We start from the raw sequence: 12612 nt of genomic DNA, 5'->3' as shown, positions 1-12612 counted from the left end.
GTTTGATCGAAATAACAACAAGCCCGGCGGCATGCTGCCGGGCAATGGATCGGCTTTTGCCGAAACACTGGGAGGAGGAACAATGAAAAAGATGGTTTTGAGTTCGTTGCTGGCGGCGGGATTTGCCCTGTTAGCGCAAAGCGGAGCGCAGGCGGATACGCTTTCGACCGTGAAGGAACGCGGCAAGATCAATTGCGGCGTCAGTCAGGGCGTTGCGGGCTTTTCGTCGCCAGACGATCAGGGCAAATGGACCGGTTTCGACATCGATTTCTGCCGTGCGGTATCGGCGGCGGTCTTCGGCGATCCCGACAAGGTGAGCTTCATTCCGCTTTCGACCAAGGAGCGCTTCACAGCGTTGCAATCCGGCACGGTCGACCTGCTTTCGCGCCAGACCACCTGGACGCTCTCGCGCGATGCGGGCATGGGCATTCATTTCGTCGGCACGGCTTATTATGATGGGCAGGGCTTCCTGATCCGCAAGGATCTGGGTGTCGATAGCGCGCTCAAGCTCGACGGCGCATCGGTCTGCACCGAACAGGGCACGACCACCGAACAGAACGCGGCCGACTATTTCAGCGCCAACAATATCAAATATGAGCCGGTGGTGATCGATTCCGCCGACGGCATTCTGAAGGCGTTTGAAACCGGCCGCTGCGATGTTTACACGACCGACGCGTCGGCGCTTTATGCGCAGCGTCTCAAGCTTGCCGAGCCTGACGCCTTCACCGTTCTGCCGGAAGTGATTTCCAAGGAGCCGCTTGGTCCCGCCGTGCGCCAGGGCGACGACAAATGGTTCAACATCGTCCGCTGGACCCTGTTCGCGCTGCTTGAAGCGGAGGAACTGGGCGTTACGCAGGCCTCGGCGGAAGCTGACCTCAATTCCAAGAAGCCGGACGTGCGCCGTTTCCTCGGGTCGGAAGGCGATAGCGGCCAGCAGCTCGGCCTTGAGCCGAAATGGGCCTATAATGTCGTCTCCACCATCGGCAATTACGGTGAAATGTTTGAACGCACCATTGGCAAGGGCAGCTTGCTCAAGATCGATAGGGGCCTCAATGCACTGTGGAACAAGGGCGGACTGATGTACGCGCCGCCGGTAAAGTAAGCGCCTCCAAAATCTCTACGAAAGAGCCCCGGTAAACCGGGGCTCTGTTGTTTTTACTTCTGCTTCGCGAACCCCTGTTCGCGCATCTGACTGAGGCTCATCTTCGGTGAAAGCGCTTCGGGGTCGATGCGGAGTTCGATGAGGCCGGGTTTGCCGGATTTTTCGCAAGCCTCGAAGGCTGGTGCGAAATCAGCGGTCTTTTCCACCAATTCGCCATGCAGGCCATAGGCGCGCGCCAATGCCGCGAAGTCGGGATTGGCAAGGCCGGTGCCTGAAACGCGGCCCGGATAGGTGCGCTCCTGATGCATGCGGATCGTGCCGTACATGCCGTTGTTCACGACGACGAAAATGGCGTTGGCCCCATATTGCGCCGCCGTTGCCAGTTCCTGCCCGTTCATGAGGAAACAGCCGTCGCCCGCAAAGGCAACCACCGTGCGTTCGGGTGCTGTGAGCTTGGCGGCAACCGCAGCCGGTACGCCATAACCCATCGAGCCGTTGGTGGGCGCAAGCTGGCTGCGATAGGTGCGGTACTGGTAGAAGCGGTGCGGCCAAGCGGAATAATTGCCCGCGCCATTGGTGATGATGGCGTCGGCTGGCAGATGCGCACGCAGCCATTCCATCACTTCGCCCATCTGCACATCGCCGGGGATGACCGGCGACTTGATGTTGTCGCGGTAATCGGCATTGGCGCTGTCGGTCCATGCCTTCCAGCGCGGATCGGCAACCGGCGCAAGCTTGGCCGCTGCAGCACAGAATGCGGGCATGGAAGCATTGATCGGAACGTCTGCATGATAGACGCGGCCCAGCTCTTCAGCGCCCGGATGGATATGGACGAGCTTTTGCTGCGGCACCGGAATGGAGACGAGTTCATAGCCCTGCGTCGTCATTTCGCCGAGGCGCGCGCCGATCACGATCAACAGGTCGGCATCGCGCACGCGCTGCGCCAGCTTGGGGCTGATCGAGGTGCCCATTTCGCCAGCATAAAGCGGGTGAGTGTTGTCGAACATGTCCTGGCAGCGGAAGGAAGCAGCTACCGGCAGGTGCATATTTTCGGCAAATTTGCGCAGGTCGCTGACGGCATCGTCATTCCAGCCGCCACCGCCGACGATCACGAGGGGCCGTTCGGCCTTTGCAAGAAGCGCCTGCATGTCCTGCAACTGGTCCGCGCCCGGATGCATCTGGACCTGCTTATAGGCCGGTGCGTCGCTGACGGCGGCATAGGAAGTCAGCATGTCTTCCGGCAGTGCGATCACGACTGGGCCGGGACGTCCGTTGACGGCGCGGTGAAAGGCCTGGCTGACGAGTTCCGGTATGCGGGCGGCATCGTCGATCTGGACGACCCATTTGGCCATCTGGCCGAACATGCGGCGATAATCGATTTCCTGAAACGCCTCGCGCTCGACCTGATCGCTGGCGACCTGACCGATGAAAAGCAGCATCGACGTCGAGTCCTGAAAAGCGGTGTGCACGCCGACGGAGGCGTTTGTCGCGCCCGGGCCGCGCGTGACGAAGCAGATGCCGGGCTTGCCGGTCAGCTTGCCATAGGCTTCTGCCATATAGGCCGCGCCGCCTTCCTGACGGCAGACGATAAGGTCAATCTCGTCGCTCGCATCGTGAAAGGCGTCAAGTGCCGCGAGATAGCTCTCGCCGGGTACGCAGAAGACGCGGTCGGCCCCGTGGATGCGCAGCGCATCCACCAAAATCTGGCCTCCGGTACGGGCATTGGGTTTGCTCGTCATTTAATGCATTTCCTCAATCTTGGAGCCTGTTCCAAAAGTCGACATGCCGGTCTGCTGCCTTTTGATTCAAGCTCTCACCAAACTGGCTTGGTTAGGACGGTTCTTTCGCCGCCCCTTTTTCCTCCCAGCCAACCGTGGCTGATATGAACATAGCCAGCGGTGCGAATACAGATTAAACATCATGACCAAACAGTATGAACTCATGATGCACCGGTATGGAGGAAAGGCGATGGCCAAGGAAAATACGGGTACAATTCGCATCGGCATTGGCGGCTGGGCCTATGAACCGTGGGATGAGAGCTTCTATCCCGAAAAACTTCCGAAAAAACGCCAGCTCGAATATGCGTCGAGCAAGCTCGCATCCATCGAGATCAACAGCACCTATTACGGTCCGCAGAAGCCTGCGACCTTCGCCAAATGGCGCGATGAAACACCGGACGGTTTCGTGTTTTCACTGAAGGCGCCGCGGTTTTCCACCAACCGCCGCGTGCTCGCCGAAGCGGGCGAGAGCATCGAGAAGTTCATGACCGGCGGCATGATGGAGCTGAAAGACAAGCTCGGCGTGGTCAATTGGCAGTTCATGGGAACGAAGAAGTTCGACCCCGTGGATTTCGAGGCGTTCTTGAAGCTTCTGCCCAAGCGTGTCGACGGGCGCGACGTGCGCCATGCGGTGGAAGTGCGTCACGACAGTTTCAACTCGCCGGAGTTCATTGCGCTGCTGCGGGAATATGGCGTGGCGGTGGTGATTGCGGGCGACAGCGACTTTCCGCAATTTGCCGATATGACCGCGCCTTTCGCCTATTTCCGCATCATGGGGACAAAGGAGAGCGAACCGCTCGGCTATAGCGAAGACCTGCTGGACCAGTGGGCGGCGCGCGCCGGGGCGATTGCCGTCGGAGAACTTGCCGAAGGATTGAAGACCGTCACGCCGCCCGTTGCCGATCATATCGCCCGCGATGTCTATCTTTATGTCATCAGCGGCTATAAGGCGCATAATCCGCACGCGGCCATGGCCTTGATCGAACGGACAAAATGATGCCTCGTGGCGGCTGTTGATTTTCATCTGAGTCGCCTGAGCCATCATGTCAAAATTCGATCTTCCCGCGCTAGAAGCCTTCGTTCGCACCGTTCCGCAGTACTATAAGGGGCCGGGCGGTGCGGTCGCCGTGGTGAAGGATGGCAAGGTGGTGCTGCGCCATGCGTGGGGCTTTGCCGATCTTTCTGCGCGCAAGGCGATGACGCCCGAAACGCGCATGCCGATCTGCTCGGTCAGCAAGCAGTTCACCTGCGCCGTGTTGCTGGATAGCGTTGGCGAGCCGGAAGTTCTTGACGATGCGCTTGCCGCCTATCTCGACAAGTTCACGGAAGAGCGCCCGAGTGCGCGCGATCTGTGCAACAACCAGTCGGGTCTGCGCGATTACTGGGCGCTGACTGTTCTGTGCGGGGCCGATCCGGAAGGCGTCTTTCTGCCGGAACAGGCGCAAAGCCTGCTGCGCCGCCTGAAGACCACGCATTTCGCGCCCGGCACGCATTATTCCTATTGCAACGGCAATTTCCGCATTCTGGCTGATCTTATCGAAAGCCATGCGGGCCGAACCATGGTCGAGCTTCTGGCGGAGCGCATTTTCAAGCCTGCTGGCATGAAGACTGCAGAACTCATCCCCGATACCGCGCTGTTCGATGAATGCATTGGCTATGAGGGCGATACGGTGCGCGGGTTCCTGCCTGCCGTCAATCGCATCAACTGGATGGGCGATGCGGGCATTTGCGCGTCACTCGACGACATGATCGCCTGGGAACAGTTCATCGATGCGACACGTGACGACGAAGACGGAATCTATCGTCGCCTGAGCGGTCCGCAGACTTTCAGTGATGGCAATGCGGCTCCCTACGGTCTCGGCCTCAAGTTCGAGGAAGCAGGCGGCAGGCGGCTCACCGGCCATGGCGGGGCGCTGCGCGGCTGGCGCTGCCAGCGCTGGCATTGCGCCGACGAACGCCTTTCGACAATCGCCATGTTCAACTTTGAGGGTGGCGCATCCGATGTGGCCTTCAAGCTGATGAACATCGCGCTTGGCGTTTCCACGAGCGAACCGGTCCGGGTTGAAGCCGATGCCGCTTGGTTCGGTTCGTGGCTGGACCATGAGACTGGCCTCGTGCTGAGCCTCGAAGATGCGGGGCGCGGACGCATGAAAGCGCGTTTCGGCACCGGGCCGGAAATGATGGATGTGGTGGGCGAGAATGAAGCGCGCTCGTCGATGACTGCAATCCGCCGCGACGGCGATACGATCCATCTGGCGCGTGAAGATGAAAATCTGAGCCTGACGATGCAGCGCCTGAAAGGTACCGCGAAGCAGGATGTTGCAGGGCGCTATCGCAGCGACGAACTGGAAGCCGACCTTCTGATCGTCAATGAGGGCGGTGCTTTATACGGGGCCTTCGAGGGTTTTCTCGGCAAGAGCGATATGTATCCGCTCTATGAGGCAGGCCCGGATGTCTGGCTGCTGCCGGTACAGCGCTCGATGGATGCGCCGTCGCCGGGCGAATGGAAACTTGTCTTCCATCGCGATGCCAAAGGCGGGATAACAGGCATGACCGTCGGCTGCTGGCTGGCGCGGCATGTGGACTACAGGAGAATTCAGGCATGAGCGAACTGAAAGTCAGGACCCGCGAAACCGGCGCCGTGGCGGAAATGCCGCATGGAAAGCTTCCGGTCATCACCACGCCGACCGGCGGCGTTGTCGAAATCGTCACCAGTGTCAGTCAGGCAGGTTTCAACCCGCTCGACCTCATCTATTCGTCGGTCGCGGCCTGCATGGCGTTGAGCGCCCGTATCGCCGCCACCAAGCTTGAACTGAAGGAAAAGCTGGCCGACGTTCGGGTGGAGGTGAAAGGCGACAAGGCGCATGAAGGGCCTTCACGCATCGAGCGATTCAACATCACCTTTCATTTCGATGGTGATCTGTCTGACGATGAAAAGCATCGTCTCGCCGAAATGGCCGAAGAAATCTGCACCGTCAGCAATACGCTGCGCGGCGAACCTCAGTTTGATCTGAAGGTGTCGTAATGCTTAGATCACGTCCCGGATACGCTCGACGCCAAGCTGGATGACGCTTTCCATGGCCAGCCGCGCCTTCTGCGGATCGCGCGATGCGATGGCATGCGCAATGCGCAGGTGATTGGCCGCGCACTCGGCAATGCCTTCCCGCGATGCTGCCGGGGAGGAAAGCTGGAACGAGATTGCCAGCGCCGCCTCAATCAAGCCGCTGACCGAACGCATGAACGGATTGCCGGACATGCGTGCGATGGCGAGATGGAATTCCAGATCGACCTTGGCGATGGATTCCGGCGTGTGTTCAGGATTGTCGAATTTGGCGGCGAGGGCATAAAGCTCGACGATCTCGTCGCTGGAGGCGCGTTCTGCCGCCGCGGCCGCTGCCGCCGGTTCCAGCGCCATGCGCATTTCCGCCAGATGATCGACGAAGACTTCATCGAAGCCCGCCTCGAAGCGCCAGGTCAGCACATCGGGATCGAAGAAATTCCAGCTGGCATGGCCCAGAACACGCGTGCCGACCTTGGCCTTGGGTTCGATGAGACGCTTGGCGGCAAGGGTTTTCATCGCCTCGCGCAGAACGGTGCGGGATACGCCGAAGCGCAGCGACAGTTCATGGTCGCCCGGCAGGATCGAGCCTTCGGGAATGTTTCCAGCAACGATCCCACGGCCCAGTTCCCCAACCACCACCGCGTGGCTGTTATGGCGCTTGCGTCCGGTTATGGCCGTTTCCAGCAATCCCAATTCAGGCCTCCTTCACGCGTTGCCGCGCAGATATTTTTTCAACGCGCATCTTGTCCGAAAACCGGCTCTCCCCTTTTCGGGATGCGCTTTGGATCAGAGAACCATACAAGTCCTCGTTGCAGAGCAATGAACAGGAACAGCAATATACCGATTGCAATTTTCGTCCACCATGAAGACAGCGTTCCGTCGAAAACAATGTAGGTCTGGATCAGCCCCTGTATGAGAATGCCGACGAATGTACCGGCCACAAGGCCCGCGCCGCCCGTCAAAAGCGTCCCGCCGATCACCACCGAAGCAATGGCGTCGAGCTCCACCCCGACCGTCGCCAGCGAATAGCCGGACGAGGTATAAAGCGTATAGACGATCCCGGCGAGGCCGGAAAGCACGCCCGACATCGTATAGATGCCGATTGTGGTGCGGGCAATCGGAACGCCCATCAGTTCCGCCGACTGCTGGTTGCCGCCGAGCGCATAGATGTTGGCGCCGAACCGCGTGCGATGGGCGATGATGCCGCCGACGATGAAGACCGCGAGCATGAGCATGGCGATGAAAGTCAGCCTTCCGCCACCCGGAAGCCGGAGATAAAGCCCCTGCAACGTATCGAGAAACGGATGCGCTATGGGCACGGATTGGGTCGAGATGAGGAAGGCCGCGCCACGGGCCAGAAACATGCCGGCAAGCGTGGCGACGAAAGGCGGGATGCCGAGGAAATGGATCATCACGCCCATCCATGCCCCGAACAAGGCTGCAATCACCAGAATGAGCGCGAAAGCCACAAGCGGGTGCACGCCGAGTTGCCCGACCAGCACGGCGACGAAGACGCTGGTGAAGGCGATGACCGAACCGACCGAAAGGTCGATACCGCCTGAAAGGATCACGAATGTCATGCCGACGGCAGCTATGCCCAGAAAGGCATTGTCGGTCAGAAGGTTGCCGATCACCCGCGTCGACAGCATGTTTGGAAACTGGATGATGCAGACCGCATAGGCGAGCAGGAAGATCGCCACAGTTGTCAGGAAAGGCAGATTGCGAAGCGCTCTCATTGCTGTGCTCCCTGCTGGCTTTGGCGGACCGGCTTGGTTCCGTCGCCCTTGCGCTCGGAGCGCAGGAAGGCGATCAGCTGGACGATGGCCGGTGACTGGAAGGTGAGTACGATCACGATGATGATCGCCTTGATGATGAGGTTGAATTCCGGCGGAAAGCCCGCCATCAGGATGCCGGTATTGATCGACTGGATGATGAGCGCGCCGAGCAGCGAGGCCATGATCGAGAACCGCCCGCCATTGAGCGAAGTGCCGCCGATGACGACCGCCAGAATGGCGTCGAGTTCCAGCCACAGCCCGGCATTGTTGGCGTCCGCGCCGCGAATGTCCGCCGCCGCGATCAGCCCTGCAAGGGCTGCGCCCACGCCGGAAACCGCATAGACGCTGAACAGGAGAAAGTGTGCCTTGACGCCCGCCAGCATCGCCGCGCGACGGTTGATGCCGGTTGCTTCGATCAGGAAGCCGAGTGCGCTGGTGCGGACTGCAAGGCCTACCGCGAGGCCAGCCAGAATCCATATCAGGACCGGAATGGGCACGCCGAGGAAGGAGCCGGAGCCAAGGGCTGCAAAGGAATCATTGTTGAACGTGAGGATCGCGCCTTCGGTGATAAGCTGCGCTATGCCGCGCCCCGCCACCATAAGGATAAGCGTCGCGATGATCGGCTGGAGATCGAAGACGGCGACCAGGAAGCCATTCCACAAGCCGCAAATGAGGCCGACGCCAAGCGCGGCCGGAATGACGATTGCAAGCGGATAGCCTGCCACGATGAGCGATGCGGCAAAGGCGCCGCTGATCGCCATCACCGCGCCGACCGAAAGGTCGATGCCGCGTGTTGCAATCACCAGTGTCATGCCGACGGACAGAATGGCAACGGGCGCCGCACGCACCAGAATATCGATCAGGCTGCCATAGAGCCGCCCGTTCTGGAAGGAGACGTCGAGAAAGCCCGGCGCGATGATGGTGTTCGCCGCCAGAATGAGCACAAGGGCTGCCAATTGCGGCGCCAGTCTTTTTAGTTTTCTGGTCATGCGGGCAATCATGCTGCCGCTTCCTTTTCGCTTCCGGTCTCTGCGATTGCGCGCACGATATTGTCGGCGGTAATTTCCTCGCCTTTGAGTTCGGCGACATGGCGGCGATCCGAGAGAACGACGACACGGTTGGCGACGGCGGCGAGCTCCTCGAATTCCGACGAGATGATGACAAGCGACATGCCTTCGGCGCAAAGCTCGCCGATGAGCTTGAGGATTTCGGCGTGGGCGCCGATATCGATGCCGCGTGTTGGTTCATCAAGGATCAGGAGGCGCGGGTCGGTGGCGAGCCAGCGCGCCAGAATGGCTTTCTGCTGGTTGCCGCCGGACAGGAACTTGATCGGCTTGTGCGGATCAGGCGGGCGGATATCCAGCGCCTTGATATAGCGGTCGGCGAGCGCCGCCTTTTCGCGTGACGACAGCGGTTTCGACCAGCCGCGCTTTGCCTGAACGGCGAGCGCGATGTTTTCGGCAACCGAAAAATCGCCGATGATGCCATCGGTCTTGCGTTCTTCGGGGCAGAAGGCGAAGCGCTCGGCAATCGCCGCGACCGGCGAGGGCAGCCTTGTTTCCTTTCCGTCGACGGCAAGCGTGCCGCTGTCAGCTTGATCGACGCCGAACATCAGGAGCGCGGTTTCGGTGCGGCCGGAACCGAGCAGTCCGGCGATGCCGACGGCTTCTCCCGGCTTGATCGACAGATCGAATGGCGCAACGCTGCCCTTTTTGCCAAAGCCCGAAAAACGGATCGGCGCAACCGTGTCGTCGCTGACATCTTCGGTGAGCTGGCGGCGCACGGTTTCCTGCAATTGATGACCCAGCATCATGGAAATGAGATCGGTGCGCGGCAGATCCGACAGGTTTCGGCTGCCGACCAGACGACCGTTGCGCAACACGGTGGCGCAATCGGCAATGGCATAGACCTGATCCAGAAAATGGGTGATGACGATGATGCCCAGGCCTTCCGCCTTCAGCTGGCGAAGCACGACGAACAGCATTTCGACTTCACGCGCATCAAGGCTGGCGGTCGGTTCGTCAAGCACGAGCACCTTGCCGGAAAGATCGACGGCGCGCGCTATCGCGATAATCTGGCGGATGGCGACCGAATAGGCGGACAGGGGCGCGCCAACATCGATGGTAAGACCGTAGCGCGAAAGGAGTTTCGCCGCATCCTTTTCCATCCGTCCGCGATCGACCAGCCCGAAGCGCTTGGGCTGGCGGCCCAGAAACAGGTTTTCCGCAACCGTCAGGTTTTCGAGAAGGTTGACCTCCTGATAGACCGTTCCGATGCCGAGCGTCTGCGCTTCCGCAACGGATGCGGGCGCAATCGGCTGGCCTTCAAGCAGGATCGAACCGTCAAAGCCGTGATAGGCGCCGGTCAATATCTTGATGAGCGTGGATTTGCCCGCGCCGTTTTCACCCAGCAAGGCATGGATTTCACCGCGGTTGAGCGCGAAATCGACATGGTCGAGCGCAGTTACGCCGAGAAAGGATTTGGTGATCGAACGGGCTTCCAGAAGCGGTGTTCCCACCGCTGATGCAGCGTCTTTTGCAGCCATGGCATTCTTCCGTTTGCGCTTCGCAAAGGGGCATCCGGGCCGACAGCGGCCCGGATGAAGCGGATCAGTAGCCGAGGCCCTTCTTGGCTTCGTAAACGGCCTTCGGATCATCAGCCTGCGTATAAAGCTTCGATTCCGTCTGGATCCATTTCGGCGGAACGGTGCCCTTGTCCTTGAAGGCTTCGATGGCGTCGAAAGCCGGGCCCGCCATGTTCGGCGTCAGCTCGACGGTTGCGTTGGCTTCGCCAGCGGCCATGGCCTGGAAGATATCCGGCACGGAGTCGATCGACACGATCTTGATTTCCGTGCCCGGCTTCAAGCCAGCTTCCTTGATGGCCTGAATGGCGCCGACGGCCATGTCGTCATTATGGGCGTAGACGGCACAGATATTCTTGCCGCCGCCTTCGGCCTTGATGAAGCTCTCCATGACTTCCTTGCCCTTGGTGCGGGTGAAGTCACCGGTCTGCGAACGGGTGATCTTGATGTTGTCGTGGCCCTTGATCGCGTCCTCAAAGCCCTTTTTGCGGTTGATGGCGGGCGAGGAGCCGGTGGTGCCCTGTAGCTCAACCACATTGCATGGCTTGTCGCCCACATCCTTCACCAGCCAGTCGCCGGCCACCTTGCCTTCATGCACCTGATCGGAGGTGACGGCGGTGAGGTAAAGATCTTCCGGAGAATCGATCTGGCGGTCGAGCAGGACGACCGGAATTTCCGCTTCCTTGGCTTCCTTCAAGACCGCATCCCAGCCGGTGGAGACGACCGGCGCGATCAGGATTGCATCAACGCCCTGAGCGATGAAGCCGCGAACAGCCTTGATCTGGTTTTCCTGCTTCTGCTGGGCGTCGGCGAATTTCAGCGTATAGCCGCGCTTTTCGGCTTCCTGCTTGGTCAGGGCCGTTTCTGCGGCGCGCCAGCCCGATTCCGAACCGATCTGCGAAAAGCCGACCGTCAGCGATGCGGCGGATGCGCTCGAAATCAGGGCAAGCGATAGTGCGGCCGTCAGAGCCGCCAGACTGCGTTTCATGATAGTTCCTCCCAATAATAAGGCCCTCCCGGCCTTCGTGTTTATGAAGCATATAATATTACTTTATGGCAAGCGCCTTTCGATAATTCCCAATAAAATGCTGGTGCGACAAACGGACAATATCTAAAATTATAAATATGAAACAAAGGCTTGTATTGGCGCGCGGGGAACAGTTTTTCTGAACGATGCATGTGGGGGCGTCTGCTTGCTTGACAAAGCAGGCTGCAGCAAAATAGTCATATTAATAACGCGAGCCGTGGATTGACGCCTTCTGGTGTTTTTCAAGCGGTCGGGGTGAATTCCGCAAAGGGTAATGCGGAAAACGGGAGGTTGAATGTTACGTCTGGTCCAGTTCCGCGAAGAAGGCGGAGAAATGCGTGTGGCTGCCTGCAATGACGAGGGAGCGGCGCATGTCGTCAGGGGCGTGGCAACGACCTATGAACTGGCCTCGGCGGCAATTGCCGCAGGCATCAGCCTTGAAGAACAGGTGGCGAAGAGCGGCAAGGGTGAGGCTGCCGATATCGACGCTGCGCTGGCGGCGGGCCGCGTCGGCCTGCCGATTACGCATGCCGATCCGGCACATCTGATCGTTGCCGGTACAGGCTTGACGCATCTTGGGTCCGCAGACGGTCGCGACAAGATGCACAAGGCCGCGCAGGCTGCCGAAAAGCCGACTGATTCCATGCGCATGTTCCTGATGGGCGTCGAAGGCGGCAAGCCGAAGCCGGGTGAGGCCGGCGTGCAGCCGGAATGGTTCTACAAGGGTGACGGTTCGGCGCTTGTAGCAACCGGTGGTGAACTGGTTTCGCCTTCCTTTGCCGAAGATGGCGGCGAGGAGCCGGAGCTTGCCGGCATCTACCTGATCGGCCCGGACGGTACGCCCTTCCGGCTCGGCTTCTGCCTTGCCAATGAATTTTCCGACCATGTGACCGAAAAGCAGAACTATCTCTGGCTTGCCCATTCCAAGCTGCGGCAGGCATCGCTTGGGCCTGAACTCTATGTCGGCGCGCTGCCGGATCATGTCGAAGGTGTTTCGCGCATTCGTCGCGGCAATGAGATCATTTTTGAAAAGCCGTTCCTGTCGGGCGAAGCGAACATGTCGCACACAATTGCCAATCTGGAACATCATCATTTCAAATATGAGTTGTTCCGCCGTCCGGGCGACATTCATGTCCACTTTTTCGGCACGGCGACCCTGTCGTTCTCGGAAGGCGTGAAGACGGAAACTGGCGACCAGTTCGAGATTTCCGCCAAGCCGTTCCGCTATGCGCTGGTCAACAGGCTGGCGCAGGCGGCCGCCGAAGACGTTGTTGTGAAGGCGCTCTGA

11 protein-coding genes are annotated in these 12612 nt (G+C 59.8%); 5 read left to right on the top strand and 6 right to left on the bottom strand.

Going from position 1 to position 12612, the window contains the following annotated elements:
* The first annotated feature begins 82 nt into the window (after positions 1–82).
* A complete protein-coding gene (locus J9800_RS10070) occupies positions 83–1102 on the top strand; it encodes an amino acid ABC transporter substrate-binding protein (protein ID WP_114216379.1) in 1020 nt (339 codons plus the stop codon).
* Positions 1103–1155: 53 nt separating this feature from the next.
* Here the strand turns inward: J9800_RS10070 and J9800_RS10065 are convergent, their stop codons facing one another.
* Positions 1156–2841 carry a thiamine pyrophosphate-binding protein gene (locus tag J9800_RS10065; RefSeq protein ID WP_114216214.1) on the bottom strand — a complete coding sequence of 562 codons (1686 nt, stop codon included), beginning with the start codon at positions 2839–2841 and terminating at the stop codon, positions 1156–1158.
* A 229-nt stretch (positions 2842–3070) separates the two neighbouring features.
* Here J9800_RS10065 and J9800_RS10060 point away from each other — a divergent pair, with 229 nt between their 5' ends.
* From J9800_RS10060 to J9800_RS10050, 3 genes are read left to right on the top strand one after another with little or no spacing between them, the layout of a single operon-like run.
* Entirely contained in the window at positions 3071–3877 is an 807-nt protein-coding gene (locus J9800_RS10060) for a DUF72 domain-containing protein (RefSeq protein WP_114216215.1), read from the top strand.
* A 46-nt stretch (positions 3878–3923) separates the two neighbouring features.
* On the top strand, positions 3924–5486 hold the full coding sequence (locus J9800_RS10055; RefSeq protein WP_114216216.1) for a D-aminopeptidase: 1563 nt from the start codon (positions 3924–3926) through the stop codon (positions 5484–5486).
* A complete protein-coding gene (locus J9800_RS10050) occupies positions 5483–5905 on the top strand; it encodes an OsmC family protein (protein ID WP_114216217.1) in 423 nt (140 codons plus the stop codon). The genes J9800_RS10055 and J9800_RS10050 overlap by 4 nt, the downstream gene beginning before the upstream one ends.
* A 3-nt stretch (positions 5906–5908) precedes the next feature.
* On the opposite strand, the gene J9800_RS10045 is transcribed toward J9800_RS10050, so the two are convergent.
* The 5 genes from J9800_RS10045 to ytfQ all read right to left on the bottom strand — a co-directional run bounded on the left by J9800_RS10045 (position 5909) and on the right by ytfQ (position 11285).
* On the bottom strand, positions 5909–6634 hold the full coding sequence (locus J9800_RS10045) for a FadR/GntR family transcriptional regulator (RefSeq protein ID WP_114216218.1): 726 nt from the start codon (positions 6632–6634) through the stop codon (positions 5909–5911).
* A gap of 38 nt (positions 6635–6672) precedes the next feature.
* Positions 6673–7677, bottom strand: coding sequence for a galactofuranose ABC transporter, permease protein YjfF (yjfF, locus tag J9800_RS10040; protein WP_114216219.1), 1005 nt, complete (start codon positions 7675–7677; stop codon positions 6673–6675).
* Complete coding sequence (locus J9800_RS10035; RefSeq protein ID WP_114216220.1) at positions 7674–8717, bottom strand: ABC transporter permease; 1044 nt, start codon at positions 8715–8717, stop codon at positions 7674–7676. The genes yjfF and J9800_RS10035 overlap by 4 nt, the downstream gene beginning before the upstream one ends.
* Positions 8714–10261, bottom strand: a complete 1548-nt coding sequence (locus tag J9800_RS10030) for a sugar ABC transporter ATP-binding protein (RefSeq protein WP_114216221.1) — start codon at positions 10259–10261, stop codon at positions 8714–8716. The genes J9800_RS10035 and J9800_RS10030 overlap by 4 nt, the downstream gene beginning before the upstream one ends.
* A gap of 64 nt (positions 10262–10325) precedes the next feature.
* On the bottom strand, positions 10326–11285 hold the full coding sequence (ytfQ, locus tag J9800_RS10025; RefSeq protein ID WP_006472965.1) for a galactofuranose ABC transporter, galactofuranose-binding protein YtfQ: 960 nt from the start codon (positions 11283–11285) through the stop codon (positions 10326–10328).
* A gap of 334 nt (positions 11286–11619) precedes the next feature.
* Here ytfQ and araD1 point away from each other — a divergent pair, with 334 nt between their 5' ends.
* On the top strand, positions 11620–12612 hold the full coding sequence (gene araD1, locus J9800_RS10020; RefSeq protein ID WP_114216222.1) for an AraD1 family protein: 993 nt from the start codon (positions 11620–11622) through the stop codon (positions 12610–12612).

Origin of the sequence: Ochrobactrum sp. AP1BH01-1 (genome assembly GCF_018066705.1) — a bacterium.
Taxonomy (GTDB): domain Bacteria; phylum Pseudomonadota; class Alphaproteobacteria; order Rhizobiales; family Rhizobiaceae; genus Brucella.
This window is presented reverse-complemented; position numbering and strand designations above follow the sequence as displayed.